Source organism: Caballeronia concitans (genome assembly GCF_001544615.1).
Taxonomy (GTDB): domain Bacteria; phylum Pseudomonadota; class Gammaproteobacteria; order Burkholderiales; family Burkholderiaceae; genus Caballeronia; species Caballeronia concitans.
The window spans coordinates 14,042-40,442 of sequence record NZ_FCNV02000004.1; the positions used below are offsets into that span (position 1 = coordinate 14,042).

Genomic DNA, 26,401 nt, shown 5'->3' on the forward strand with positions numbered 1-26,401 from the left:
CCGCTTTGGCGCTCGCTACCAATGTCAGCTCTTGGCATATTCGAACTCCGGCAGTTTCTTGAGCGCGTCCTTGTTGGCGCCGACCAAGATTGCCTTCGGCGCTATCTGCTTGAACTGCTGAATGGGAATGGCGACACGGTGCGCCGCCACCCCGAGAAAGCCGCCGACGTCGATAATCGCGACCGAAAGCGAGCCATCCGGCGCGACAATCAGGTCGTCGACGCGGCCGATCTTTTCGTTCTTTTCGTTGTAGACATCGGCGTGAATCATCTTGGATGCGCGCCAGCCCGTTGCGACCACTTGCTCTTCAGTGACGGTCACCCCGAGTGTCGCCTTGCCGGCGATGGGCGCATTCTGCGCCGTCGCGCCGCTGGCCGCAAAGCCAAAGGCGGACAGCGCGAGGATGATTGACGGCAGCCTTACGGCCGATGCGAAGTTTGTCTTCATGTCGTTCTCCAAATGCACAACGGGCTACGTGGGCGCCGGGCGCGGGCTGCGCTCATGAATGCAGCGGCGCATTTTGCTTGTCGCGAAGGACGGTGCTGCGCCAATTCCGTGCGCCGATGCCAAGGAAGAGCAGAAGCGCACCGGTCACCATCGCGTAGGTGCCGATCATCCAGACGAGAGCAAGCGCTCCAGCACCCGGGACGGCCAGCACGAACATGCCAAACAGAACCGACAGGCTACCGACGAACAAAAGCGGCCACTGCGTCCGACCGCGCCTTCTCAGCCGGAACCAGGCGATGAGGTCGAGCACTCCGGTGACGATGGCGTTCGCGCCCATCACGGTGATCAGCACAAGCGCCGTCACGCCCGGTGCCGCGACGGCAATCAGGCCCGAAGCGATCATGCACAGCCCAAACAGCAAGGGAACCCACCAGTCGGCGCGGATCGAACGATGGCGTATCGCCGCGCTGACCGCAGCGACGCCTCCGATGAGTGCATACGCCGCGAACATCGCGACAAGAACCAGCAGCGTGAGACCAGGCCAACTGAGCGCGAGTAGGCCGAATATTATTCCGGCGGCGCCACGCAGCGCGAGCATCCACCATGCGCGACCGAGCAGTTCGTCCATCGTTTCGGCTCCTCAGGCGGATCGCCGGTATTCGGTTACGACAGCGCGTGCAATCTCTGTTTGATCAAGCGTACGTCCGCGAGGCGCGGTCTTCTTTCGAGTTCCTGCCCAAAGCTGTCGGATTCCTGCGTTGTCGGTTGGTCACCGGTCCAGTCGAAAGCGCATCGCCAGATCGGAGGGGCGGTGATGCGCAAGGCGGAAAGCGCGAGGCGTACAGCCCACATAACGATGAAACACGGCCGTGAAATGCTGCTGCGTCTGAAAGCCAACGCGTGCTGCGATATCGACCAGCGGGAGACTTCCTTCTGAAAGCATTGACTGCGCTAATTTCAACCTTTCGGTTGTCAGGTAGAAGTGCGGCGGACGTCCGGTCGCCTTTTTGAAAACCCGCGCGAAATGCGAGGGACTCATGTGCAGGAGCGCGGCGAGGTCCTCGATCTGAATGTTGTCCGCGATGTGCTCGTGTATGAAACCTTCGACAACGGTTAGCTTCGACTGGGTGAGGCTCGTTCCCGTCTCGCTCGTATCAGCAGTGTGTCCGTACCGGTGCACGAGATGAAGTGCAAACACTTCTGCGAACGCGGCAAGGCATCTAGGGTTCGGGCTACTGCTGGCGTGCAACGCGGCAAGCGTGTCGCCCGCTTCGCGCAAAAAAGGGTCCCACGCCTTGAACCAGCTCGGGATCTCGCAAGTCGGGGTGCCGAGTGCGTTTCGAGCGGTTTCCCTCAGCCTGGCCCAATCGAGCGCGACGACAAGGCCGCGCGGGTCGTTGTCATTGACGAGCTTGACACGCGCAAACGCCGGCACGACCGCGATGAACGGCGCGCTGACGCTTAAATGCTGATAGGACTGCGCGCTGCTGGGGACGGTGTTCGCATACGCGGTGGTCCGGTCAGCCGGGATAACGCACAGGATCCATTGCGCCGACTTAAGGCCGCTGTCAGTGAACGTCGCACCGATCCCGTCGCAGCGAAGGTACTGCACTTGTGGCGATCGGTTTGGCTGGTCCATTGCGCGTCCTTCCGGTCAGGCCTGAAATTCGTCAGCGTTGAATATAGTGTTTACTTTCCGTCCATGCCAGCTTGTTTTGTTATCAGCAGGCGTCGTTCCTTATAGGCGCCCGCGAAGAGCAAGCTTCGTCCCGACGCGCGCGGGGCGTAGGGCTCGACGTTGAAATACCGCTTCCGCCCGGATATGCAGGCTTGTGCGAAGCTCAAGCAGAATTTGCAGTGTCGATGACCTGCATGAGAAAGGAGCGGTGAATTAGTCGCGCTTTTGGCTATCTCGCACGGCGCGCTCAACAATTGCCGCATCAACGGGATCGTCGCGCTGCCGCATTAGCCAATAAACGCTGCCCAGTGCGATTAGCGCGGCCGCGAGTGCAGCAATGCGAGCCGGGTCCGTGGCTGGATCGAGGATGATGAACTTGCGCGCTATCGCGAGCATCGCCACAAGAATCACTGTCTTGACCTGCACGATGTGATCGCGTCTTAACATGACGCGGGTGATCGAATGCTTGAATTCCATCGCGATCAACAAAGTCATTACCATCCCGAAAACCGCCTGGAACATCGCATGATCCAGCGGATTGAGCGCCCCTGACAGCGACAGGACCATGACCGCCCGAATCAGCTGCCACAGCGACACGACGATGATCACCGAGATCACGACGCTCAGGATGTGGGCGATGATCTGCTCGAAGCGCTCATAAAAGGTCAGCACGCGCCATTGCAGCCGGAATTCGTCGAGCTTCACGCGAATCTGCGTTGGCTTACTCATGGATCGGGTGCAGGAAGACTCGGGACATGGAGTGACGCCGATCATGGCGTGGATGCGCCCTGACGGCCGCAACGAAAGCCACAGCCGGCCCTGTGATGCTGAGCCATGCGTGCGGCCTTTTCTTTCGTCTTCGTGCTGTTTTTTTTCCCTTGTCTGCTTGCTGTGCACACACCCGACGCCTTCTCCAGCGCCGAGCGCTGCTTGAATCCCATTCCCGCGAGCGGCGCCGCGCTTGCGTGCCCCGCTCAAGATGAAACTCTTAATCACCGGGAAAAGGTCGCATCGATATCCGCACGAACAGGTGTTACCTCGTTGCCCAACGCGCGTCCTACTATCCTTAGCGGTGTCTGCAGTCCCCCCGGTTCTTCCGCCGCCCGCGGCTTGTGTGACCGAGAGATGCGACTACCTCTGTTGACATCAACCGGGCACGCGAATAGCTGCTGACCGTCTTGCGCAAAGTGACGGGCGATCCGGAGCGCCCAGCACTTCCTGTTTGGGATAGCTCCACACTTATATGTGCAACTATCAATAGCAGACGCTGTCCGCGAGGTGCCAGTGGATCAGACAGGGACGCCACGAGCGAGCCCGCGGGCTTGTCGACGCGGTGGGCCGCCACGCGGCTTCGTTGTGTCTGGCCTGAGCGTGATCCGGCCGGGAGAGTCTCGGGCGGCGCTTCCGGCCTTGCCATATGCGCCCGTGGTCGGGCGGACAGGCCGAAGGTCTTCGAATACCTTGGGCGGACTTCATGTTCCTGAACCTGCCACCGCATGCGGAGCACAACCAGACCGACTACGTGCTGTACGCCGACAGCTTCTCGACCGGCTGGCACGCATTCGAACTTGCCAGCATGGGGTCCGGCGCCGCTGTGGTGATTTAGACATCCGAACCGTTGTGTCTGAAGGCCGTGCATCGGCCATGATCAAGGGGCCGCAGCATCATGGTGCTCGATTGCTATCCCGACCGACTCAAGTTCGCGCAGTCGATCGGCGCGATTGCGATCGAAGATTCGAAGGAAGATCCAGTGCAGCGGGTCACGGACGTCGGCTATCAGTGCCACGATCCGGCTCCGCAACGCCACGAGCGTCCGAACCTCGCGAAGAGCAACCTGATTTTCGTCGGTCGAGTTCGCTGGCGGGATCGGAGAGTTCGGCGTCTTCACTCCGGACGGCCCGGTCGCGCGGGCCGAACCGGCAAAGCAAGGAAAAGATTACATTCGATCGGGGCAACTGCTCGTTCGGAGCCCAGCCGGCCGCGCGAAGCCATCGTTCATTGTTTCGCATGAGTTTGGTTTCGACGACGCACCTGACGCCATCAACACATCGACGTGCGCGAGCACGGCTGGACCTAGCAGGTCTTGCACCGCTGAGGCTAGCGAAGCGACGCGGCGCTCGTAGCCCTACGGGCGCTCGAGTCGATTAGTCATCGCGACCGATAGGAAGCAGCGAACCGCAGTAGGGAGAAGCCGGCGAGAGAATCTCAGTGGCGACAGCCTTGCCGGTCGTCTTATGGAGCCCGACGCACTTCAATACAAAGCCGATTGATTCCACCAAGTCACCGAAATGCAGCAGCAACACGTGGCGAACGCGATGGACGTATCATCCAGAGGCTGGCGGATCAAGCAAGGACTCGCAACTTCGCCCGCTCCTAAATCGCACAACGCGGCCAGTCACGCCTTTGAGACCGTACACGGAGAAACTCATGGAAATTCTCGTAGTCTTGACCTCGCATGACCAGTTGGGAAACACCGGCCGCAAGACAGGCTTTTGGCTGGAGGAGCTTGCTGCGCCGTACTACGTGTTCAAAGATGCAGGCGCAGAAATTGTCCTGGCATCACCCAATGGCGGCCAACCACCGCTTGACCCTAAAAGTAACGAGCCGGCTTCGCAAACGGACGCCACGCGTCGCTTCCAAGCGGACGCCGATGCCATGGCAGCACTCGCTAAGACCGCAAAGCTCAAGGACGCGGCGCACGGAAAATTTGATGCAGTGTTCTACCCGGGCGGCCATGGCCCGTTATGGGACCTGGCAGAAGATCGCGACTCGATTGAACTGATCGAAAGCACGATCAACGGCGGTAAGCCCGTTGCCTTGGTTTGTCATGCGCCGGGCGTGCTGCGGCACACCAAGCGACCCGATGGGAAGTCTCTGGTAGACGGAAAGTCGGTCACCGGGTTCGCGAATAGTGAAGAGGAAGCTGTGGGCTTGACGGAAGTCGTGCCATTTTTGGTCGAAGACGAACTCAAAGCAAACGGCGGCAAATATTCGAAGGGCGCCGACTGGCAGCCATATGTGCTCGAGGACGGACTGCTGATCACGGGACAAAACCCGGCCTCGTCGGGGCCTGCTGCTCTGGCACTGCTGGAGAAACTGAGGAAGGACGCTCAGTAGTGAGCCGCGCCGCCGGCAGGCGAACAACCGGAGCAATTGACGCGAGCGACTGTATGCTCCTGAGGCCGTAGCGCAGCCCGGCGCTGCGCCACATTCACCTTTTGCCGCGTCTGTTCTGCCCGTCAGTTCACAGCCACTTCGATACGCCGCGGCTTTGATTCTCCGCGACGAGGCAGCGTCAACCGTAGAAACCCCGTCTTTCAGTGACGCGTCCATCTCCGATGAAGCGAAGTCGTCGCTCACCATGAACCTCCGCGCGAAACGCGGTGCTCGAACTCCGGCGCGAGTCTTCTGGCCGATCGCCTTTGCGTTGGTCTCTGTCTCGCCGGTTGCGCCGCCGGACAGATACCTCACGGACCGCGAATGCCATGACCCGACTGCGCTGGAGAAGTTCGAATTCGCGCACAGGATCAATGGTGCGTGTGCCGGTTCCGGAGCAACGCGATTCCGCCAACAACCGCGGTGGCGATGAGCGCCTTGCGCACCAGCCCGGCGGGGTTGTGGCGCAGTTCGGCCCGGATGCCCATTTCGCCGAGGACATTAGGTACGTGGCCATGCCGCAGATCATCGACGATGCCTTCCACCACGTTGACCCGGTCGGCGGCGATCAGCATCAGCCAGTGGCGCAGGTCGTTCTCCGGCAGCTTGTAGGCGAGGCGCCGGATCGCGCCCGACAGCCATTTCGGCGGCTGGGCCGTACCGAAGATCGGCGTGATGCCCGGCCGCTCCGGCGAATAGAACACTTCGACGGTCTGCGCCTGCTGTACCGGCTGTCCCTGCGGCACGTGAATGAAGCGCGGCGGCGTGCGCTCCATCGGGATGGCTGGACGGTTCTTATGGTCGAGGTCCGAGCCCCAGCCGGGGATGCGCTGCAGGTCATCGCGGGGCGGACTGTGCCGGTTAAGGTCGTAGTCCATCTGGCGCTCGCAGTCGACGTGTCCGTGGTGTTGCGGGTTCCGCCGCTGCTCGGCAAGATCGCGGCGCGCGATTTCGTTATCCATGGCTGCTCCTTTAGTGAGCGACGCTGGTCACCATCGAGCGCGCCGAGCCGGCACGCGGAGGAATCAGCACAGGTTTGATGCAGTTGTCGTACTTGCTCGCGAAGATGTGGTACGCGTCCGAGGCCTCTTCCAGCGGCACACGGTGGGTAATGATCTCTTTCGGGTTCAAATGCCCTTGGCGGATGTGCTCGATCAGGTGCGGGACATGGCGCTTGACCGCAGCCTGGTTCATCCGCATCGTGAGGCCCTTGTTCAGCGCGTTGCCGATCGGGACTGCGTTGAAGGTCGGTCCGTAGACACCGACGATCGACACGTTACCGGCCTTGCGCACCGAGTTGATGGCCCAGAACAGCGCGGTCGCCGAACCCGCCTGCAGCATGGTCCAGCGCCCGGTGATAGTTTGGGTCAGGCTGCCCGCCGCCTCGCAACCGACCGCATCGATGCACACGTCCGCGCCCAGCCAGTCCGTCATCTTCTTGATGTGCAAGGCTACGTCGCTCACCTCGCGGAAATTGACGACTTCGCAGGGAGCGTAGCGGCGTACGAAATCGAGCCGGTAATCGATATGGTCGACCACGATTACGCGGCCGGCGCCGAACAGCCAGGCCGACCTGGCGGCGAAGATGCCCACCGGCCCGGCGCCGAACACCACCACGGTATCGCCTTCATGGATATCACCCATCTCGGCGGCCTGGTAGCCGGTCGGCAGCGCGTCCGTCAGCAACACCGCGTCGTCGTCGACGATATCTTCTGGCACCTTGTATGGTCCCACGTCGGCCATCGGCACGCGAACGAACTCGGCTTGGCCGCCATCGTAACCGCCGGTGGTGTGCGAGTAACCGTAGATGCCGCCCACGGCGGTCGCTTCGGGATTGGTGTTGTGGCAGTTGCTATACAGCTCGCGCTGACAGAAAAAGCACGAGCCGCAGAAAAGGTTGAAGGGCACCAGCACGCGATCGCCCGGCTTGAGCGTCTCAACCGCAGAGCCGACCTCTTCGACAATGCCGACGATCTCGTGGCCGAAGGTGTGTCCAATGCGCGTGTCGGGCACCAGCCCATGGTACAAGTGCAGATCCGAGCCGCAGATGCAGGCGCGCGTCACGCGGACAATGGCGTCGCCTGGGTGTTCTATCCGGGGATCCGGTTTTTGCGACACGCGGATCCGGTAGGGTCCACGAAAGTTTGTGGCTAACATAAAACCTCCTTTCAGCAATTTTCCACGGTCAAGCACATCTGTTCGCAGTACCGTCGCGTGGCTTCTCGTTAGGCAAAGGACCGTGCTGCAGCGACGCCATTGCGAGCGCCGAAGCCAAACATGCTGACGGTCGTGCGCTTCATTCTTGCCTCCGTGTGTCGCTGTCCCTGTCGGCCACGGCTCGCATGACGCGGACGGTCTCGCATTCGTCGTGCCGTCTTCGCAGCCTCGTCATGTTGCTCACGCGAACTTGATGCAGTCGATGGAGCGTCCAGAGCGGGATGGCGCATCAGCGCCTTCCGATGACTTTCTTGAGTCGCTTGCGGCTCGACGCGTCGGTTTAGGTCGGGCGCCCGATTCGCCACGCAAACGCGTATCTCACCTTTGAGAAGAGAGACACCGGTGCACCGCTCTTAATAAGTGCATTCGGCGATGCTTTCCCTGGCCGGTTCGCTCGGTCGCGCAATAACAGAGGCTCGCCGCTCCGGTATGTCTCTTTTCAAAAAGCGCTGCAGGTCATCAGGCGTTGGATGCGTGCCCCATTCGCTTCCTTCTGCCACCGAACTCAACGATCCATGAGTCAGAAGGATCAATGTCTGCTAGGACCGTTCCGTCGCTCGTGATACGGATTCGACAGGCCGACACGTCATAGTCGGCCGCGACTTCTTGATCGCCTACCGTAACGACCGCTGCTATCGTCTTCATCTTCATACGACCCCATGCGTCGATGCATTCCCACTGGTAATCGGCGGCAGGAAAGTGGCTTCGCAGGTGGTCGCCGTGTGCTACTCCGATTACGGACCTCATGCAGCGCTCGGAGTCTTGCCCACATGAGCGCTCTCACCTCGCCTCCTAGGGGTCATCGCTGTAGCGGTGAACGAATAGTCGGTGGCTTCGCATCAGTGTCCACGTCAAGAATGCGTCCTCAAGTGCTTCAGTTAAGCCGTTGCCAAGACAGCTTCTCGCTACGTCGAAGCCCGCCGCCGGTGCACTCGATCATTGCGCTCTGCTGTCCTGGACGGGTGCTCCGGTGAGACACGCTCACCCTGAGTCGACATAAATTGGGCACGCGGATAGCTCTCAACGTTGGTGCACACCGTCATGACCACTCTGGAGTTCCCCGTCCCTATTATTTAGGAAAACTAGAGACATCTTCGGTTCCCTTATTTATTGAAAACGCTGTTCGCAAGGTGCCGGTCAGCAGGAGAGGGATGCCCCGCAGGTGCGCCTGCAGGTTCGTCGACACCATCACCCGCCGCAGGTCCTCTAGCCCGGGGCCAACTGGAGAACCAACCTATGCGAATCGCACAAATTGCACCGTTGCACGAAGCAGTTCCACCAGAGTTATATGGCTCCACTGAGCGCGTGGTGTCCTATCTGACAGATGCGCTGGTCGACCTCGGCCACGATGTAACCTTGTTCGCGAGCGGCGATTCACAAACCCGTGCGACGCTCGCGCCAGCCTGGCCGCGCGCGCTGCGGCTAGATCCCGCCGTCCGCGATCCGCTCGCTCCGCACATGCTGCTACTCGAAACGGTTCGCCGGCGCGCGCATGAGTTCGACGTGTTGCACTTCCACCTCGATTACATGCCGTTCGCGCTGTTCTCTCGGTTCGATACGCCGTTCGTCACGACGCTGCACGGCCGTCTCGATCTGCCCGAACTGCAGCCGGTCTTCGACACGTTCACGCAGGCGAACGTCATCTCGGTTTCGGACAACCAGCGTGGCCCGCTGCCGCAGGCGAACTGGCTGAAGACGGTCTATCACGGGCTACCGGATGGCCTGCTCACGCCGCAGCCAAGCACGAAGCCTGAATATCTTGCGTTCCTTGGGCGCATCTGCCCGGAAAGACGTGCCGACCTCGCGATCAAGATCGCGACGCAAAGCGGGCTGCCGCTAAAGATCGCGGCGGAGGTCGGCAAGCTCGATCAGGAGTATTTCAAGTGGACGATCGAGCCACTGCTTTCCCAGGCACACGTCGAATTCATTGGCGAAATCGACGAGGCACGGAAGTCGGAGTTCCTATCGGGTGTGAAAGCGCTGCTTTTTCCGATCGACCGGAACGAGCCGTTCGGCCTGGTGATGATCGAAGCGATGGCCTGCGGGACGCCGGTGATTGCGTTCAATCGCGGGTCCGTGCCGGAGGTGATCGATCATGGCGTGACTGGCTTCATCTGCGAAGACGTGCAAGGCGCGGTCAGCGCGCTGCATCGGATTGACGAGCTTTCGCGCACGCGGGTTCGCGCACACTTCGAGCGCCGCTTTAGCGCAAAGACGATGGCGCTAAATTATCTCGAGGCCTACACGTCGATGCTGCGGGCCTCGAAGAGCCTCGCGCCAGGTATCGTAACCCCATAGAAACGACGACGTCAGGAGGCAATGGACGAGCGCGGAGCAACACTTTCCGCTTTGCAGCAAAAGAGGGGTGAGGTAACGAAGGAGCAGTACTGATGCCAGATTTCTGGAAGACAGCGTTCGAGGGCGGCGGCGGCGTTCGCGCGTTGCTGCGCGAATTCGACTGGAGCGCGTCGCCGCTCGGACATCCTTCCGGATGGCCGGCCCCGCTGACCACCGCAGTCAGGATGGTCCTCAGCTCGGCGTTCCCAATGTTCGTCGCTTGGGGTCCCGAGCTGAGGTTTCTCTACAACGATGCGTACGCTGTGATGCTAGGCGGCAAGCATCCGGCCGCACTCGGCGGCCGATTCGAGCAGATTTGGTCGGAAGTCTGGCGTGACATTGAGCCCATTGTCGACAGCGCGCTCGCGGACCGTTCGTCCTATTTCGAAGACCTGCCGCTCACGGTGATACGCCACGGCTACGCGGAGCAAAGCTTCTTCACCTTCTCCTATTCTCCGCTGCACGAGAATTCCGGACGCGTTGGCGGCATGTACTGCACGGTTATCGAGACGACCGAACGCGTGCTGGCAGAGCGGCGCGCGGCTTTCGAGCTGCAGGTGTCGGAGGCACTGCGCCCGCTGAACTCTCCCGAGGACGTCGTCACGCGGGCGAGCGCGCTGCTCGGCGAGCAATTGAAGCTCGCCCGCGTGATGTACGGCGAATGTGACGAGACCGGCAATACCTTCTTCGTGCCACGCGACTGGACTGCCCCACCGTTAGCGAGTCTTGCCGGGACGAGCTTCGCGCTAGACGATTTCGGGCCGGCCATCGTGAACCCGCTGCGCGCCGGTCAGGTTGTCACCGCGAGCGACAGCCGTACCGATCCGCGCACCGTCGAGTTTGGGATTTCGTACGCCCTCACCGGCATCCGCGCACTTGTTGCGGTGCCGCTGATCAAGGCTGGTCGACTGGTGGCGTTCCTCGGTCTACACCGCGCCGGACCGTACCAATGGACCCCAACCGACATCCGGCTCGCGCGCGATATGGCGGAGCGCACTTGGGCCGCAGTCCAGGCTGCACGCGCGCAGGCGGAGTTGCGCGCCGAAAGGGACTGCAGCCGCTACATTTTCGACACGATCGGCGAAGGCTTCATGCTGATGGACCGCAACTGGGACGTCACTTACATGAACGCGGAAGGCCTGCGCATCGTGCGCCTCACGAAGGAACAAGTGATCGGGCGCAGCCACTGGCAACTTTGGTCCGAAGCGGTTGCCTCCGATTGCGCGCGCATGTATCGACGGGTGACTGAGAGCGGCAATGCAGGCGCGTCTGAGTATTGTCAGAGCCGTAGTGACGGCAACATCACCTGGTTGGAAGTGCGCGCCTATTCGACCGACGAAGGCGGGATCGCGTCGTTTTTCCGGGACGTCACCGACCGGAAGGTTGCCGAAGAGAAGCTTCGGGCGGCCGATCAGCGCAAGGACGAATTTCTCGCGATGCTCGCGCACGAGTTGCGCAACCCGCTCGCACCGATTTCCGCCGCAGCCGGACTGTTGCAGGTTAGCAAGCTCGACGAGGCGCAAGTGCGCCACAGCAGCGCGATCATCGCGCGTCAGGTCGCCCACATGACCACACTCGTGAACGACCTGCTGGATGTGTCACGAGTCACGCGCGGGCTGGTCGCGCTAGCCAGGGCGCCGGTCAGTGCGCAAACCGTAATAGCGGAGGCTATTGAGCAGGTTCGCCCGCTGATGCAGGGGCGCGCCCAGCAGCTGTCGGTGCATCTTCCATCGGTGGAGGCGACCGTGCTCGGCGACAAGGCGCGGCTGGTGCAGGTGGCCGCGAACTTGTTGCATAACGCAGCTAAGTACACGCCAGATGGGCGCCTCATTGAAATACGCGCGCACATCGATGGTGACGAACTGGCGGTGACTGTGCGCGACGAGGGCATCGGTATGGCGCCCGAACTGACCGCGCGCGCATTCGACCTGTTCGCGCAGGCAGAGCGTTCGTCCGACCGCTCGCTAGGTGGGCTCGGGCTCGGGCTCGCTTTAGTCAAGAATCTGGTAGAACTGCACGGCGGCTCGGTGCGTTGCTTCAGCGAGGGACTCGGCAACGGCAGCACCTTTGTGGTCAGGCTGCCGTTGATGCGGGTGCAACAGGTCGCTGCCGGCCGGCACGCAGAGAAGACGGGAGTAGCGCTGAACCATCGCCTCAAGCTGCTAGTCGTCGACGACAATGTCGACGGCGCCGAAGCACTCGGCACGCTACTCGCGTCATGTGGGCACGAAGTGTTCGTCGAATACGAACCGCGGCGCGCGCTCGAACGTGCGGCGCGGGAACGGCCCAATGCGTGTCTGCTCGACATCGGTCTACCCGACATGGATGGCAACGAACTCGCGCGGCGCCTGCGTGAGCGGCCGGAGACGGCCGACGCGACGTTGATCGCAGTGACCGGATACGGCCAGGATGAGGATCGCCAGCGCAGCGCGCAGGCCGGTTTCGATCACCATCTTGTCAAACCGGTCATCATGGAGCAGTTGGCAGCGTTGCTCGCAGGCATCGACGCGAAAAAGGATGATTGAAACCGCCCTTTGAGGATGCGCTCGCTGACGCTTTCACGCCGGGCTTTCCGCGTACGGCGCCGCCGACGCGCGAATGCAGCACACCGCGCACCGCAGGCTTCGGCCGCGAGCGGAAGTTTGTCGGATGGCAGGCCTACCATATACGAAGGTGCGCCGGTCGGCATCCGCTTCAATACACAGGTTGGACGCCCGCTGCAGGCGATACGCGCTACGCCCATTCAGAGACCGGAAACGGTCAATGCGCATCAACGCTCTTTGCGGTGAGCGGCTCCAGGCCCATTGTTGGCGCGTGCGGCAAGCGCTCCATGCGTGCATAGCGCCTCGACCATTCGCGCTGCGGCGAGCCAGCGCCAGCCGTCGCGGATGGTCACCACGATGCGGTTCGCCGTTCTCGGCTGCGGCAATTCCTGGAGGAACGAACTGGCGGCAGGAAAATGGCTTCCGAGGTGCTCGCCGTGCACTACGTATTCGGCCTCTTAGAGGCAATGTCCTTCTCACAGGGAGCGTTCCGCTCGGGGATCTGCTGGCCCGCCCCGCTCTACGCCGTGCACACGATCTGAACTGATGCCATCCTCTCCAGCGCCCCAACCGCGTCGCGGGGGCAGTGAAAAGTAGCTATGACGTCAACGAACATGCACTTCGACAAGTGCCAAACCGGCGGTGCTCCTGTGCGCGATGTGGCACAGTCGGCCATGGGTTTCTACTCATCCTTCGCGACTGGTGCAAGACGCGAAGCGTCATAAGACCCGCATGTTCCCGTCGACGAACCGGATTTGCCTCTTGCCTTCCCAGATAGCGCTCTCATCGGTAGCCTCCTTGTGAGCGAGCGGCCGCATTTCGCGATCTCCTTCGTTTCTCGCGTAAGCGCACTGTCAGGCATGCCGAGCATGCCGCGGCATCGGCATAGCCATTGCTGCCTTTGATCGACCCGATCAAGGAGGACAGCGATGAGCAAGCGAGAAGTGCCGGGCGTCGGCCCTTACGGTGGGCCCGCAGGCGGATGGGGCGCGTTGCAGGCAGTGGCGCGCGCGCTGAAGCATCAGATGGGCGTGGCGCGCGAAGCGACGATGCTCCTCAAGGTCAATCAGCCAGCAGGCTTCGACTGTCCCGGTTGCGCGTGGCCGGACCCGCGCAGCACGTCGTCGTTCGAGTTCTGCGAAAACGGCGCGAAGGCGGTCTCGTGGGAAGCCACGACCAAGCGCACGACGCCCGAATTCTTCGCGCAGCACAAGGTGAGGGAACTGTGGGACTGGAGCGATCACGCGCTGGAGGACGAAGGCCGCCTCACCCATCCGATGCGCTACGACGCCGACAGCGATCACTACGTGCCGGTCTCGTGGGACGAAGCGTTCGAGCGCATCGGCGCGGCGCTTCGGGCCCTGCCCGATCCGAATATGGCAGAGTTCTATACGTCGGGGCGTGCATCGAATGAAGCGGCGTTTCTGTATCAGCTCTTCGCGCGCCGCTTCGGCACCAATAATTTCCCGGATTGCTCGAACATGTGCCACGAGCCGACGAGCGTCGGCTTGCCCGAGGCGATCGGCGTCGGCAAGGGAACGGTGACGCTTGCAGACTTCGATCATTGCGATGCGATTTTCTGCATTGGCCACAATCCCGGCACGAATCATCCGCGCATGCTCGCGACATTGCGCAGCGCGGCCCGGCGCGGCGCGAAGATCGTCGTGCTCAATCCGCTGCGCGAGCGCGGGCTCGAACGGTTCGCATCGCCGCAAGATCCCGTTGAGATGGTGACTGGACGCTCGACGCCCATCGCCACCGACTATATCCAGTTGAGGATCGGCGGCGACGTCGCGTTCTTGAAAGGCATGATGAAGACGGTGCTCGCGCTCGATCGCGACAGCATCTCAAAGGGCGGCGAAGGCGTGCTCGATCGCGCGTTCATCGACGCGCATACCGAGGGACTGGAAGAAGTCATCGCAGATCTCGACGCGACTGCGTGGAGCGAGATCGTCAATGCATCGGGTGTGGAGCGCGCCGACATCGAGCATGTCGGCAAGCTATATGCCGGGTCCAAGGCCGTCATCGCATGCTATGGCATGGGCGTTACGCAGCACCATAGCGGCACGGCCAACGTGCAACAGATCGTCAATTTGCTGCTGATGCGCGGGAACATGGGCCGCGACGGCGCAGGCATTTGCCCGTTGCGCGGCCATTCGAACGTCCAAGGCGATCGCACCGTCGGGATCACGGAAGTGCCGCCGGTGGACATGCTCGATTCCATCGAGCGCGTGTTCGGCTTTTCGCCGCCGCGCGAACATGGTCATGGCGCGATCACCGCTATCGAAGCAATGCGCGACGGGCGCTCGAAAGCGTTGATCTGTCTTGGCGGCAATTTGCCTGTCGCGATGTCCGACACCAAAGTTTGCTTCGATGCGATGCGCAAGCTCGACCTCGCCGTGCATGTCTCGACGAAGCTGAATCGATCGCATTTGCTCACGGCAAAGGAGACGCTCATTCTGCCGTGTCTCGGCCGCACCGAGCTGGATGTTCAGGCGAGCGGGCCGCAATCCGTGACGGTTGAAGATTCGATGTCGATGGTGCACGCGTCGCGCGGCTCGCTGCCGCCGGCGTCGGAGCATTTGCTTTCGGAGCCGGCCATTGTCGCGCGCATGGCGAAAGCCACGCTCGACGACGATTCGCTAGACTGGGACGGCTGGGTAGCCGATTACAGCCGCATCCGCGGTCTGATCGAAGCGGTCTTCCCGCAGTTCGACGGATACAACGAGCGCATTCAGGACCCCGGCGGCTTTCGCCTTTTCAACGCGGCGGCCGCACGTCAATGGAATACACCGGCCGGACGCGCGCGGTTTATCGCACACCGGGGCGTGATGATGGACCCGCGCTTGGATCGTGACGATGCGCTGATTCTCGCGACAATCCGCAGTCACGATCAGTACAACACGACGATCTACGGTTTCAACGACCGGTATCGCGGCATCACCGGGCGTCGCGATGTGGTCTTTGTGAACGAGCGCGATCTCGAAGCGCGCGGCTTGCAGCATGGCGATCTCGTCGATCTGGAGACGATCGAAAGCACGGTGAGCATCGGCGGAACGCGGCGGCTTTGCGGGCTGACGGCGGTTGCGTTCGATATCGCGCCGGGGTCCATCGCCGCTTACTACCCGGAAGCGAATTGCCTCGTATCGCTCGCGGACAACGATCCGCGCAGCGGCACGCCGTCGTACAAGTCGATTCCCGTGCTGCTTTCGTTGAGTCAGGGCGATTGCGAAGTCAGCGCGGATGCGCAAACGTGGCAGCACGGAGATGTGCCCAACGACAAGACCGGCGCGACCGTGGCGGCGGAGATGCCGGCGCATCGGCGAACGACCGGTACGCCGTCATGAGCGACGCTGAAACGCCAAGTGCCGCTGATTGATGTTGGCGGGTGCTTCCTTCGAACGTCGAAAGCATCTCAGCACCGGGGCGGAGGCTGGAGGCGAGTCGCTTGCTGGCTCGCCCAGCTTCGATAGCGATCGCCGGCCTCCGCGTAAAAGCCACTATTGCACATTCCCGGTCACCTTGCTGCAATTTAGACCTTGCGAAGCCAGTGCGACGGACGGTCGATAGCAGTCGACAGAGGTGGCGAGCGCGTGCTTTGCAGACGGAGTATCTCTCGGCGACGCCGTCCACAATCTTTATCGTCCGCAGTGCGCTTGCGGTGGCGGTGTGACCGCTTGTCTAGAGACGGAACACCGCGACCGCTTCATTCAACTGCCGCGCCTGTTGCTCGAGCAACTGCGCCGCTGATGCCGCCTGCTCCACAAGTGTTGCATTCTGTTGAGTCGCCCTATCCATCTGCGCCACCGCACGAGCGACCTGCTCGATACCCGAACTTTGCTCGGACGAGGCAGCTGATATCTCGCCCATGATATCGGCCACCTGCTTCACGCTGATAAGGATGGCCTGCATGCGGTCCCCCGCCTGGTTCACGAGCGCACCGCCCGCCTGGACTTTTCCGCTCGACGTCTCGATCAATTCCTTGATCTCCTTGGCCGCCGCCGACGAGCGCTGCGCAAGCGTTCGCACTTCGGAAGCTACCACCGCGAATCCCCGTCCCTGATCACCCGCACGCGCTGCTTCCACAGCCGCATTGAGAGCAAGGATATTAGTCTGAAAGGCGATACCTTCAATAATCGCGATAATGTCGCCAATGCGCGCAGAGCTCTAATCGATCTCGGCCATGGTCGCCACGACCCCCTCTACCGCACTGCTGCCATCGTGGGCAGTTTCCGTAGCGGTGGTCGCGAGCGTCAGCGCCTGCGACGCGTTCTCAGCATTTTGCCTTACCGTACCGGTCAGCTCTTCCATGCTTGCCGCCGTTTCCTGCAATGACGCCGCCTGCTGTTCCGTGCGCGAAGACAAGTCGAGATTGCCAGAGGCGATCTGTTGCGCGGCCGTTGCGATGGTGTCGCTCGCGCGGCGCACCGCGTTCACTGTGCTCGCGAGACCATCACGCATGCGCGAAAGCCCGGTTAGCAGCGCACCCATTTCATCGGGATAACGGACTTCGATTCGTTGCGACAGATCACCCGCCGCAATCCGGTCGAAGTGTTTCAATGCCTCGTTGAGCGGGCCGCTGATTGCGCGGCGTAGCGACACTAACATCAATCCACCGGCAAGCAAGCCGAGCACCGCGGTACCAACAGTTATTGCGCGAAAGTGCCGAAAGCCAGCTTCTGCACCGGCGTATCGGACCTTTGCCTCGTCGCGTTGAAGCTGCTTGAGATCCGCGCTTGCCGTGACATAGTCGGTATTGGCCAAAGCGATTCTCTTCAGCGCAACTTTCACGGCAGCGCCGTCCATGCCCTCAACTGAATCCGCGAACGCGTCAAGCTCGTTCTGCACCTGACTGCGCTTCGCATTGACGACAGCCGCAAGCCTGCTTTCTGTGGACGTGGCGGGCAAGGCGAGGTATTGCTTCCAGGCCTCCATGCCTTGCCCTTTGAGCATGCGATAAGTGGCCCCGTCTTTCTCGACGGTCGGTGCGGTCGGATCGAAGGCGATCCGGTCCACGGTGGTCCGTTCCCGGCTGATCGACAGTTCGGCATCGCCGATGAGCCGTGTGCTGGCGAGCCGGTTTTCGTACGTCTCGCGGTTGGCGTCGTTGCTGCGGGCCATACCGGTCACGCCGAGCGCGCCGATAATGATCAGCAGCACTGACAGCAAAAGTATCGCGGCGCTAAGTCGCGCGCGTATGGATAGTGTTGGCATCTTGTTTATCCTCGTGTAACGCTCGAACCGCCGAGCCGGGTGCCGTGTCATTTCTTCATCGACCAGCCGCATCAATCTGAGCCGATTGCCGTTCCTCGGCGTCTGCGGCAGACGTTCTTCTAAGTAATCCTGGTAGGACATCGGTCGTAGGAAGCGGTCTATCGCGACGTCTCGACCGGAGAGGCTGCGCGAGCGTATTAATCAGGTTGTCTGACAATATTTGTACGTCCGCGTGATGTCAAGTGCTCGACGTCTCTCTTTACCCAACAGGCGTGTTCTACATGGCTTGTGGCGGGTGCTGTCCGCATAGGTTCGACTGCCGCCGAGCATGTTCACCGTGCTCTTCCCGTCCGAGCGCATAAGCAACGCTTCTAACAACCCTTCGAGATCGGAAAAACCCCGCACAGCGCGTTCGAAGCGAGGCTAGCGCATCGCGGTCTGATCTACCAAAAAACAAAAACAGCACAGCATAACCGTGATCAGGCACAGCACAGATCACCGCTATCGAACCTTTTTAGCCGTAGGAACTGGGGACCAAGCTCGTCAAGACGGGTGACACCCAGTAATCCCATGTCTGCGCGAATCTCCGCGTTGATCAGGCCGATTGCATGTTCAACACCTTCTTGTCCGGCCACGCACGCGGCATAGTTCATCGGCCGTCCGATGAAGGCGCATTTCGCTCCGAGCGCCACTGCTTTCAAAACATCGGTGCCGCGACGAAACCCGCTGTCGATCATCACCGTCATGTTCGGGGCCGCCTTCACGACGTGCGAAAGCATGCGGATTGGCGACACTGAGCCGTCCAGTTGGCGCCCGCCATGATTTGACACGATGACGCCATCAGCGCCAATGTCGCGAGCCATCGCAGCATCACCCGGATGCAGAATGCCTTTCAGTATCAGGGGCCCCTTCCACCGCGCACGAATCTCGCGAATCGCGTCCCAGTCCAGATGCTCGCGACCACTGAAATCGCGGTTCGCTTCGCGCGACAGCAGTGGTTCACCGCGGACTGCGGACGCGTTCTCAAAGTGGGGCATGCCGTGTCGGAGCATCGTCCGAAGGAACGTGGATAGCGACCATGTCGGATGCGTGATGCCATCGAGAAGCAGTCGCAGATTGGGCCGAAGCGGCGTTTTGAAGCCGGTACGGAGATTGTTTTCACGATTGGGCACGACAGACGAATCAACTGTCACGACCAGCGCGGAGACTTTCGCCGCACTGACTCTCTCAACAAGCGCGCGCATATCTGCGAAGGTCTTCGGCATGTACACCTGGAACCACGTGCCGGGGGCGGCCTCGACCACTTCCTCGAGTCGGATCAGGGACGCCGCGCTGAGTATCATCGGCACCCCGCATTCTTGCGCGGCCTTCGCCTGCGCAAGATCGCCACGGTAGCCCGTCAACGAACTGATGCCCATCGGGGCAATGCCGACGGGCGACTCATAGCGCACACCGAAGAGTTCTGTCGCCTGGCTGCGCTGCGATACGTTGCGGAGCACACGCGGGACAAAGCCCAGTTCATCGAAGGCGGATCTATTGTCGGCAAGGGAAGCGTTGTCTTCGGTCGCCCCGTAGACATAGCCGAACAGTGGACGCGGCAACCGGCGCCTGGCGGCCGGCTCAAAATCGGCGAGTGAGAGGAAGCCGCGCATGCGGGTTGATACGTTGGCGTTTCGCTTGGTCATGGCGATGCAGCAGAAGTTCGACGATACAAAGAGCCCGGCCACCTGGCCTTCTCATTTGCGCAATGTTAAACGGACCGCATTGCGACCCGCACCTTCACGGCGGAAGCGACGCATTGCGCGCATGGGCGTCCGCATAGCGCGCAAGCCGCCTCAGCGAGCAGCGGGGAGCGACTCCCTTTGGCCGCGCCCACCAAGCCCGAGCCTGAGCCAAACCGCCAGGGCACCAATGCCAAGCAGCAGCAGGCTGAACGCAGGCACCAGCATCGGCGCTGAGGCGCTGTGCATTACTTTGCCGACCCACGGCATGATGTTCTGTGCGAGAAATCCGCCGACGCTCGACCCGGCCGCGATGACAGCGAGTGCGGCAGCCCCGCCCGCGCCCTTCATGAACGATGCGGGCAAGAGCCGCGGCGGCAGTGCCCAGAAGCATGGGATCATGAGGTACAGGCAGGGGGCGCCAAGCGAGAGGGCTGCAAAGCGCATCGCATTCGAGAACGGCCCGACGCTCGCGATGAAGCAGATAATGCCAAACGACGACGCGCAGAACGCCGCAATGAGTACCGCGCGCGGCGTCCGCAGGCGACGAGGCAGCCATAGCAGCATCAGCGAAGTCACGAGCCAGGGGATCATGTTGAGCATGCCGTTGACGCTGCTTGATACGCCGAAACCGCGCACCAATGTCGGAAGCCAGTAGGCGATGCCATAGATGGCGATCGAGATGGTGCCATAACCGATCGAGAACAAGGCGACGATCGCCAGCGATCCGAGCGACCACCTGTCTTGTGTTACGTGCGCCGGCGCGGGATCGCGACGCAGGCTGTCCTCGATCACAAGCTTCTCGGCATCGCTGAGGAACCGCGCCGACTGGGGATTATCGGGCAAGAAATACAGCGAGACGAAAGTGAGTAGCACCGCCGGCGTTCCGGTGGTTAGAAATACCCACTGCCAGCCCTCAAGGCCCAACAGGCCGTGCAGTTCAAGCGAGAAGCCGCCGATGAGCGACCCGAGCGTATTGCCCATGCTGCTGCCGAGCGTGAGCAACCCGATGATGCCGGTGCGCTGACGCTCTGGAAACCACATGCCAAGGTAAAGGATGATGCCCGGGTAGAGTCCCGCTTCAGCAGCTCCGAGCAGGAACCGCAAGACCTGAAAAACGGTCTCGGATGGCGTCCACGCGAGTAGCAGCGTGGCAAGTCCCCACGTCAACATGATGCGGGAAATCCATCGCCGCGCGCCGAATCGATGCATTGCCAGATTACTCGGCACTTCGCATAGCAAATAGCCGATGAAGAACAACGACGAAGCGAATCCGTAGGATGCTTCGCTCATGTGCAGGCTGGTCAGCATCTGCAGCTTGGCGAAGCCGATGTTCGCGCGGTCGATATACGCAGTAAGAAAGATCGCGATCAGGAGCGGCACCAGCCGCCATGCGACGCGCGTGAACAGTTCAGAGTCGGTACTTCGGTTCGTCACTATAGTCTCCAAGCCCGGCGGCGTTCGCCGCTCGCCGTGGCGTATTCAATCAATCGGTCCCGCGCGGCGGGTCGAAACGGCCACGCAGGCATTGCTTGCGATGGCGCTCACTGGGCCACCCTTTGCCGCACGCCCCGCTCGGCACCTTACTGGCCGCTTTGTGCCTTCCAGGCTTCGAATTCCGCATGGGTCGCCTCATCCGGCGGATAGAGGCCGAAAGTGGCCCGCCCTTCCCGGACGCGAGCGTCCACCCAGTCTTCGAAGACGGTCATCGCGGCGGCTTCCTCGGCGACTTCGTTGGCGACGTGCGCGGGAAGGACGACCACGCCCTCCGCATCGCCTACGATGATGTCCCCCGGGTAAACGGCGACATCCCCGCAGGCGATAGGCACGTTGAGATCAACGGCATGGTGGTGAATCAGATTGGTCGGCGCCGATGGGCGAGCCGCATAGCATGGAAAGTCGAGATTGCGCAGATCGGGCGTGTCGCGAAATCCACCGTCCGTTACGACGCCAGCCACGCCGCGCATCATCATCCGCGTGACAAGGATGCCGCCCGCGGATGCCGCGCGCGGATCCTTGCGCGAATCGATGACCATCACGTGGCCTGGCGGGATCTCTTCGACGCCGCGGCGTTGAGGGTGGTTTCGGTCCGTAAATACGGACAGCGTGTCGAGGTCTTCGCGCGCCGGAATATAGCGCAGCGTGTAAGCCTCGCCGACCATCCGCGCGGCTAAAGGGTTGACCGGCGTGACGCCTTGAATACAGGCGTTGCTGAAGCCGCGCTTGAAGAGGGCTGTAGTCAGCGTTGCAATGCTGACGCCACGAAGGCGCGACCGGTTTTCGGGGGTGAGAGCGTGTATCGGATCCACGGAGCGGTCCTGTTGGAAGTGGATGATTAGCGCGGCTTCGGCGCCGCCTTAGAACTTGTGGCGAATCGCGATTCGCACGGCCGCCTGCTGATTGGAGGCAGACGGTGTTAGGCCGTTGAGCGCAGCGCGCGCAGCATGCCCCGTCGAATCGATGCCCGACGCGTGCTGCAACACGCCGATCAGGTAGAAGTCGGTCCGTTTGGACACCGCGTAGTCCGCACCAATCGAACCCTGGTGATACTTTGCATCGTTTGCGTTGTTGCCAGCCGTGTAGTTGTATGCGACTCCCAGCGACAGGGCGGGTGTGAACTGATATTGAAAGTCGGCTTCGATGCTGTTGAACGTCGCCGTCCCTTCCACTCCTGCGGGGTTCAGAGGTGATATCGCGCCGCTAAGATGCCGGAACTGCGTATTCGAGTAGATTGCGCCGAGCGTCGCGCGGCCGATTGCATAAGTGGCGCCGGCGCCGAAAATCCGCTGGCTCTGCGCCGACGCGTAGCCGTTGATGACCGGCGAGCTGCCGAAGTTGTTGCTTGCAGCCGTCGCGCCGACGGCGGTGCCGAAGAAAGACACGTTCGGATTGCGTGCTACTAGATAACCCGCTCCCAAGTTAAGCGGTCCGCTTGAATAGCCGAAGCCCACCGACCAGATCTGGTTCGTTCCCACGCTACCCGGGGTGCCGCCGAAGCTGTACAGACCTTCTCCAGAGAAACCACCGTAGTTCGCGCTGCGATACTTCACCGAATTGTTGATGCGGTTTGCGTTGTTGAGGTTATCGAGGTCGGCCGGGTGCGCACCGATGCTTCCCGAGAACAATGCACTCGGCATGAGTGGATGCACGTAATCCACAACCGGATCGTACTGACGCCCCATCATCACCGCACCGAACGGGGTCGAGAGTCCAACATAAGCTTGGCGGCCGAACTCAAGTGAACCCTGTCCGAGCTTACCGTTGGTCACGTCGAAACCGTTTTCCAGCACGAAGACAGCCTTCATGCCACCTCCGAGGTCCTCGACGCCTCGCAGGCCCCAGCGGCTACCGCTCAGGATGCCGCTCGATATGCTGTAGAGATTGTGGCCATGGCCGGCGCTCGTCTGGACGTTGCTCGTGTAATTCACGCCTTCGTCGATGATCCCGTACAGCGTTACCGTGCTTTGTGCGTGCGCCGGTGCGGTGATGGCGAAGGCAAATGATGCAGCGAACGCCATGCGCGTCATTTGCGGCGAATAGGTTGGTGGTTGCTTTCTCATCGGGTGTCCCCTCTGTGTCGTTGTGGAAAATACTGTTCGTCTTATTATCAGGTTGTCAGACTAATTATGCGCGAAGGGATATGCGGCGTGTCCTGAGGACGCTGATCCAGGCCCCGCTAGTCGTTTGAAGGAAGCTCTATGCCTTGACGTTTGGCCGCAGCCCGGAGATGCCGCTCAGCGGACGCCGCAGCGGCTCGGTGGTCGCCGCGCTCGATCGCGTCGAACAGTTCCCCGTGCTCGCGCTGCGCGTAATCGCCGGCGCTCAGCGCGGTATTCTCCCACTGGGCGCGCCGCGCAATGGCCAGTTGCCCGCGCAGAAAATCATGAAAGGCGAGAAAGTATTCGTTCTTGGTTGCAGAGGCGATCGCCCGATGAAACGCCACGTCGGCTGCAGAAGCGGCCTCAAAGTCGTTGCGCTTCTTCTCCATTTCGCGAATGGCGTCTTTCATGCGCTTGAGGTCGGCCGGAGTGCGACGCCGTGCGGCAGCCGTCGCCGCCTGCGTTTCAATCCATAAGCGCATTTCAAAAAGTTGGGCCAGGTCGAGTTTGCGCCCGGCTTGGCTAGGCAAGCGAAAGACCGTACCCGAAGGAGTCTGAGAGATGAACGACCCGGCACCGCGCCGCGCCACGAGAATCCCATCGGATTTCAGTTGCGCAATGGCTTCGCGGACGACCGAACGGCTGACGTTAAGTCGCTCGGAAAGCTGTTGCTCGGTGGGCAGGCGCGATTCGGCCGGCAGATGCCCCGCGTCAATTTCCGCGCGTATAGCGCCAACAACACGTTGGACGAGCGAATCAGGGCGTTCAAGCTGGAGCATCGATACGTGCAGTTGATCAGATTGTCGGACAATACCACAGTGTTGCGACGAAGGTCAAACCTCCATATGGGGTGGCGCGTCCGCTGCCTTGCTTGCGTCAGAGTCTGCTCATCAACGTCGGCAACAGCAGCCTTTCCGCCGCACTATCGAGTGTTGCGCTTGACGTAACCTGAGGTGCACCGAGAATCGTAGCCTCGAGCGCGGCCTCACCGCCTTTGATCACGGCGAAGCGCGGAAAGCCTTCTGTCGGCGTGCCCGCGCTTGGCTCGAGGTCGTATTAGACTGGGCAGTGTTGGGCCATTGCAGTTTACGCAGCTGCAGTTAATTCAATTAGTCATGCAGACACTTTCGGTCGGGGCTTAGCTTGCTGATAACGGCGCAATCTGAGCCGACTTGTCTGGGAGCGCAGCCTCGGAGCACGGCTTCAAGATATAGCCGTTGGTACCGGCGCGAATCGCTGCAAATACGTGTTCACGCCTCTTCTCAGCCGTCACTATTAACACTGGCAGTTGTGCGAGAGCCTCCGACTTGCGAATCTCCTGCAGAGGCGTCGGCCCGTCCATGTTGGGCATGTTCCAGTCAGACGGCACACGTAATGCTGCGTCAATGTTCCGCTTGCACTGTTTCCGAAGAGCAATGGTTCCTCCACTAATCGAGAGAGCGCGCATGAGCACCCATCCCCTCCCGTATCGCTCGGTCGTTGCCAGCGCCGTCTACGGCGTCCTGAATCCGATTCCTTTCGGCTTTTTCGTTGCCGCATTCGTCTTCGACACTCTTTATTTCCTCACGACCGAGGTGCAGTGGGGCAAGAGCGCGGCGTGGCTCATCGTGTTCGGCCTGCTGTTCGCGGTCGTCCCGCGCCTGGTCAACCTGGCGCAGGTCTGGATCACGTCCCGCCGCAGCGCTCTGCGCGCTGACCGGTTCGATTTCTGGCTGAACCTGTTCGCCATCGCCGCGGCGATCTTCAACGCGTTCGTTCACAGTCGCGACGCGTACGCGATGATGCCCGCCGGCCTCTGGCTCTCGGCCTGCACGGTCGTGCTTCTGGCCATCGGCCGCATCGTCGTGGCGGTTCAGCCGTCCGCAGAGCGAGGTATGGCATGAACAACGTCACCTATGAGAGCGTCTTAACGCTGATATTTAGCGCAGTACTGGCCGCCTGCAGCGGAAACGCCAAGCTCGATACCGCGCAGCAGTCGGGCGACAACCCGCCGCTGCCTGCTCCGCAGAACTTCTTGATGCCTCCCATGCAGGTGCCCGTCGGAGTCGGCTGGAGGCCGGGGCAAAGCCCTAAGGTGGCCCCTGGGCTGAAGATCCAGAGGATCGCGGGCGGCCTGCTGCATCCGCGGCAGTTGCTTGTGCTGCCTAACGGCGATGTGCTGGTGGTCGAAGCCAATGGCCCGGGAACGGAACCGGTCACCACCCCCAAGCAGTTGATGGCTGGCAAGGTCAAAAACCGCTCCGGCAAAGGCGGCAAGGGCGGCAACCGCATCACGCTGCTTCGCCCGAAACCCGGTGGCGGAGAATGGGAACAGCACGTCTTCATCGACCACCTGTACTCGCCTTTCGGAGTGCAACAGATCGGCGACACCCTGTATGTTGCGAACACTGATGACATCGTGAAATTTCCCTACCACGCGGGGGAAACGGAGATCACGGCGCCGGGCGTGGAGTTAGCGGATCTGCCCAGCACCATCAACCACCACTGGACGAAGGCCCTGCTCGCGAGCCCGGACGGCAAGAAGCTGTACGTCGGCGTGGGCTCGAACAGCAATATCACCGAGAATGGGCAGGAAGTCGAATACCGGCGCGCGGATGTGCTGGAGGTAGACGCGGCCACCGGTGCAAGCCGCATCTACGCTGCTGGTCTGCGCAACCCCACAGGGCTGCAGTGGGAACCGCAAAGCGGCAAGCTCTGGGCGATCGTCAACGAACGCGACGAGATCGGCGCAGACCTGGTGCCGGACTACATGACCTCCGTGCAGGAGGGTGGATTCTACGGATGGCCTTACAGCTATTACGGCCAGAACGTGGACCGTCGCGTCTTGCCGCAGCGGCCAGACCTGGTCGCGAAAGCGCTAAAACCAGATTATGCTCTGGGCTCGCATGTCGCCGCGCTGGGGCTGCTCTTCTCCGCAAACAACGCGCTGCCGGCGGCCTACCACGGGGGCGCGTTCGTCAGCGAGCACGGCAGCTGGGACCGCTCGCCCCTCAGCGGCTACGAAGTCGTGTTTGTGGCGTTCCAGCAGGGCAAACCCGTTGGCGTGCCCCGGGTCGTCGTCACGGGCTTTCACTCCGACGACGAGAAAGTGTTGTACGGCGCGCCGGTCGGACTGGCACAGGATCAACAGGGCGCGCTGCTGATCGCTGACGATGTCGGCAACGCCGTGTGGCGGGTGACGGCACAATGACAAGCGCACTTTGGGCAGCGGCCGACGCAATGGTACGCGAATCTTCGGTCCGTTCAGAAGCGGGCCGCGAAGACCTTCGCCGCATTCGATACCGCAACCGGCTAGATACGGGCCAAAACAGCGGCGAGCCACACCAGCGAACAGTTTGTGGCCTTCCTGACCGACTCGGTGGCGAGGGCCAGCGCTCTTGGTTTCGCCCACCCTCGTCGCAGCGATGTCGTCGATGATATCCTCCACGCCCGTCTTCCCGGTTGCAGCAGGCGGCACGCACGGCTTTGGATCTCCCGCGCAATTCACCG

At 61.5% G+C, this 26,401-nt stretch carries 21 protein-coding genes; 7 read left to right on the top strand and 14 right to left on the bottom strand.

The features are described 5' to 3' along the window. Window positions 1–24 precede the first annotated feature (24 nt). The 4 genes from AWB72_RS12425 to AWB72_RS12440 all read right to left on the bottom strand — a co-directional run bounded on the left by AWB72_RS12425 (window position 25) and on the right by AWB72_RS12440 (window position 2,854). The gene (locus AWB72_RS12425; protein WP_040052390.1) at window positions 25–447 is read right to left on the bottom strand and encodes a PRC-barrel domain-containing protein; all 423 of its coding nucleotides are present in this window, start codon (window positions 445–447) and stop codon (window positions 25–27) included. Between the two features lie 52 nt (window positions 448–499). Continuing rightward, the gene (locus AWB72_RS12430; RefSeq protein ID WP_040052391.1) at window positions 500–1,075 is read right to left on the bottom strand and encodes an HdeD family acid-resistance protein; all 576 of its coding nucleotides are present in this window, start codon (window positions 1,073–1,075) and stop codon (window positions 500–502) included. Window positions 1,076–1,216: 141 nt separating this feature from the next. Then, window positions 1,217–2,086, bottom strand: coding sequence for a helix-turn-helix transcriptional regulator (locus tag AWB72_RS12435; RefSeq protein ID WP_040052392.1), 870 nt, complete (start codon window positions 2,084–2,086; stop codon window positions 1,217–1,219). Between the two features lie 252 nt (window positions 2,087–2,338). After that, window positions 2,339–2,854: a phosphate-starvation-inducible PsiE family protein gene (locus tag AWB72_RS12440; protein ID WP_040052393.1), complete on the bottom strand. Its 516-nt coding sequence runs from the start codon at window positions 2,852–2,854 to the stop codon at window positions 2,339–2,341. Between the two features lie 745 nt (window positions 2,855–3,599). On the opposite strand from AWB72_RS12440, the gene AWB72_RS29655 reads away from it, so the two are divergent. Then, the gene (locus tag AWB72_RS29655) at window positions 3,600–3,731 is read left to right on the top strand and encodes a hypothetical protein (protein ID WP_280174565.1); all 132 of its coding nucleotides are present in this window, start codon (window positions 3,600–3,602) and stop codon (window positions 3,729–3,731) included. Between the two features lie 821 nt (window positions 3,732–4,552). Beyond that, a complete protein-coding gene (locus AWB72_RS12450; RefSeq protein ID WP_040052394.1) occupies window positions 4,553–5,242 on the top strand; it encodes a type 1 glutamine amidotransferase domain-containing protein in 690 nt (229 codons plus the stop codon). A 410-nt stretch (window positions 5,243–5,652) separates the two neighbouring features. Here AWB72_RS12450 and AWB72_RS12455 read toward each other — a convergent pair whose 3' ends face one another. Together AWB72_RS12455 and AWB72_RS12460 are read right to left on the bottom strand one after the other, a co-directional pair. Beyond that, the gene (locus AWB72_RS12455) at window positions 5,653–6,243 is read right to left on the bottom strand and encodes a hypothetical protein (RefSeq protein WP_244285605.1); all 591 of its coding nucleotides are present in this window, start codon (window positions 6,241–6,243) and stop codon (window positions 5,653–5,655) included. A 10-nt stretch (window positions 6,244–6,253) separates the two neighbouring features. Further along, a complete protein-coding gene (locus tag AWB72_RS12460) occupies window positions 6,254–7,438 on the bottom strand; it encodes a zinc-dependent alcohol dehydrogenase (protein ID WP_040052395.1) in 1,185 nt (394 codons plus the stop codon). Between the two features lie 1,296 nt (window positions 7,439–8,734). Between AWB72_RS12460 and AWB72_RS12470 the strand changes: the two genes are divergently transcribed. From AWB72_RS12470 to AWB72_RS12480, 3 genes are all read left to right on the top strand, one after another. Then, window positions 8,735–9,796, top strand: coding sequence for a glycosyltransferase family 4 protein (locus AWB72_RS12470; RefSeq protein WP_040052397.1), 1,062 nt, complete (start codon window positions 8,735–8,737; stop codon window positions 9,794–9,796). Window positions 9,797–9,888: 92 nt separating this feature from the next. Beyond that, window positions 9,889–12,360, top strand: coding sequence for a hybrid sensor histidine kinase/response regulator (locus AWB72_RS12475; RefSeq protein ID WP_040052398.1), 2,472 nt, complete (start codon window positions 9,889–9,891; stop codon window positions 12,358–12,360). A 947-nt stretch (window positions 12,361–13,307) separates the two neighbouring features. Then, a complete protein-coding gene (locus AWB72_RS12480) occupies window positions 13,308–15,725 on the top strand; it encodes an FdhF/YdeP family oxidoreductase (protein WP_040052399.1) in 2,418 nt (805 codons plus the stop codon). A 334-nt stretch (window positions 15,726–16,059) separates the two neighbouring features. Here the strand turns inward: AWB72_RS12480 and AWB72_RS29660 are convergent, their stop codons facing one another. The 8 genes from AWB72_RS29660 to AWB72_RS12520 all read right to left on the bottom strand — a co-directional run bounded on the left by AWB72_RS29660 (window position 16,060) and on the right by AWB72_RS12520 (window position 24,359). Continuing rightward, window positions 16,060–16,533 (bottom strand): methyl-accepting chemotaxis protein, encoded by a 474-nt coding sequence (locus tag AWB72_RS29660; RefSeq protein ID WP_087128098.1) that lies wholly within the window; start codon window positions 16,531–16,533, stop codon window positions 16,060–16,062. Between the two features lie 12 nt (window positions 16,534–16,545). Then, a complete protein-coding gene (locus tag AWB72_RS29665; RefSeq protein WP_087128099.1) occupies window positions 16,546–17,733 on the bottom strand; it encodes a methyl-accepting chemotaxis protein in 1,188 nt (395 codons plus the stop codon). Window positions 17,734–18,071: 338 nt separating this feature from the next. After that, entirely contained in the window at window positions 18,072–19,277 is a 1,206-nt protein-coding gene (locus tag AWB72_RS12495) for an alpha-hydroxy acid oxidase (protein WP_040052400.1), read from the bottom strand. A 150-nt stretch (window positions 19,278–19,427) separates the two neighbouring features. After that, on the bottom strand, window positions 19,428–20,750 hold the full coding sequence (locus AWB72_RS12500) for an MFS transporter (RefSeq protein WP_244285606.1): 1,323 nt from the start codon (window positions 20,748–20,750) through the stop codon (window positions 19,428–19,430). 146 nt (window positions 20,751–20,896) lie between these two features. After that, window positions 20,897–21,613: a ribonuclease activity regulator RraA gene (locus AWB72_RS12505; RefSeq protein ID WP_087128128.1), complete on the bottom strand. Its 717-nt coding sequence runs from the start codon at window positions 21,611–21,613 to the stop codon at window positions 20,897–20,899. Between the two features lie 57 nt (window positions 21,614–21,670). Then, complete coding sequence (locus AWB72_RS12510) at window positions 21,671–22,840, bottom strand: porin (protein WP_208863140.1); 1,170 nt, start codon at window positions 22,838–22,840, stop codon at window positions 21,671–21,673. 149 nt (window positions 22,841–22,989) lie between these two features. Then, on the bottom strand, window positions 22,990–23,691 hold the full coding sequence (locus AWB72_RS12515; protein WP_040052402.1) for a FadR/GntR family transcriptional regulator: 702 nt from the start codon (window positions 23,689–23,691) through the stop codon (window positions 22,990–22,992). Between the two features lie 359 nt (window positions 23,692–24,050). After that, window positions 24,051–24,359, bottom strand: coding sequence for a response regulator (locus tag AWB72_RS12520; RefSeq protein WP_084593067.1), 309 nt, complete (start codon window positions 24,357–24,359; stop codon window positions 24,051–24,053). On the opposite strand from AWB72_RS12520, the gene AWB72_RS12525 reads away from it, so the two are divergent. Both AWB72_RS12525 and AWB72_RS12530 read left to right on the top strand, forming a co-directional pair. Continuing rightward, window positions 24,358–24,795, top strand: a complete 438-nt coding sequence (locus AWB72_RS12525; protein ID WP_040052404.1) for a DUF2231 domain-containing protein — start codon at window positions 24,358–24,360, stop codon at window positions 24,793–24,795. The genes AWB72_RS12520 and AWB72_RS12525 overlap by 2 nt on opposite strands. Then, window positions 24,792–26,102: a PQQ-dependent sugar dehydrogenase gene (locus AWB72_RS12530; protein ID WP_040052405.1), complete on the top strand. Its 1,311-nt coding sequence runs from the start codon at window positions 24,792–24,794 to the stop codon at window positions 26,100–26,102. The genes AWB72_RS12525 and AWB72_RS12530 overlap by 4 nt, the downstream gene beginning before the upstream one ends. Window positions 26,103–26,401 lie beyond the last annotated feature (299 nt).

What these genes read in the sequence shown, in the direction of transcription:
- AWB72_RS12425 (WP_040052390.1), bottom strand. Translation starts at nt 447, where the DNA reads ATGAAGACAAACTTCGCATCGGCCGTAAGGCTGCCGTCAATCATCCTC.
- AWB72_RS12430 (WP_040052391.1), bottom strand. Translation starts at nt 1,075, where the DNA reads ATGGACGAACTGCTCGGTCGCGCATGGTGGATGCTCGCGCTGCGTGGC.
- AWB72_RS12435 (WP_040052392.1), bottom strand. Translation starts at nt 2,086, where the DNA reads ATGGACCAGCCAAACCGATCGCCACAAGTGCAGTACCTTCGCTGCGAC.
- AWB72_RS12440 (WP_040052393.1), bottom strand. Translation starts at nt 2,854, where the DNA reads ATGAGTAAGCCAACGCAGATTCGCGTGAAGCTCGACGAATTCCGGCTG.
- AWB72_RS29655 (WP_280174565.1), top strand. Translation starts at nt 3,600, where the DNA reads ATGTTCCTGAACCTGCCACCGCATGCGGAGCACAACCAGACCGACTAC.
- AWB72_RS12450 (WP_040052394.1), top strand. Translation starts at nt 4,553, where the DNA reads ATGGAAATTCTCGTAGTCTTGACCTCGCATGACCAGTTGGGAAACACC.
- AWB72_RS12455 (WP_244285605.1), bottom strand. Translation starts at nt 6,243, where the DNA reads ATGGATAACGAAATCGCGCGCCGCGATCTTGCCGAGCAGCGGCGGAAC.
- AWB72_RS12460 (WP_040052395.1), bottom strand. Translation starts at nt 7,438, where the DNA reads ATGTTAGCCACAAACTTTCGTGGACCCTACCGGATCCGCGTGTCGCAA.
- AWB72_RS12470 (WP_040052397.1), top strand. Translation starts at nt 8,735, where the DNA reads ATGCGAATCGCACAAATTGCACCGTTGCACGAAGCAGTTCCACCAGAG.
- AWB72_RS12475 (WP_040052398.1), top strand. Translation starts at nt 9,889, where the DNA reads ATGCCAGATTTCTGGAAGACAGCGTTCGAGGGCGGCGGCGGCGTTCGC.
- AWB72_RS12480 (WP_040052399.1), top strand. Translation starts at nt 13,308, where the DNA reads ATGAGCAAGCGAGAAGTGCCGGGCGTCGGCCCTTACGGTGGGCCCGCA.
- AWB72_RS29665 (WP_087128099.1), bottom strand. Translation starts at nt 17,733, where the DNA reads ATGTCCTACCAGGATTACTTAGAAGAACGTCTGCCGCAGACGCCGAGG.
- AWB72_RS12495 (WP_040052400.1), bottom strand. Translation starts at nt 19,277, where the DNA reads ATGACCAAGCGAAACGCCAACGTATCAACCCGCATGCGCGGCTTCCTC.
- AWB72_RS12510 (WP_208863140.1), bottom strand. Translation starts at nt 22,840, where the DNA reads ATGACGCGCATGGCGTTCGCTGCATCATTTGCCTTCGCCATCACCGCA.
- AWB72_RS12515 (WP_040052402.1), bottom strand. Translation starts at nt 23,691, where the DNA reads ATGCTCCAGCTTGAACGCCCTGATTCGCTCGTCCAACGTGTTGTTGGC.
- AWB72_RS12525 (WP_040052404.1), top strand. Translation starts at nt 24,358, where the DNA reads ATGAGCACCCATCCCCTCCCGTATCGCTCGGTCGTTGCCAGCGCCGTC.
- AWB72_RS12520 (WP_084593067.1), bottom strand. Translation starts at nt 24,359, where the DNA reads ATGCGCGCTCTCTCGATTAGTGGAGGAACCATTGCTCTTCGGAAACAG.
- AWB72_RS12530 (WP_040052405.1), top strand. Translation starts at nt 24,792, where the DNA reads ATGAACAACGTCACCTATGAGAGCGTCTTAACGCTGATATTTAGCGCA.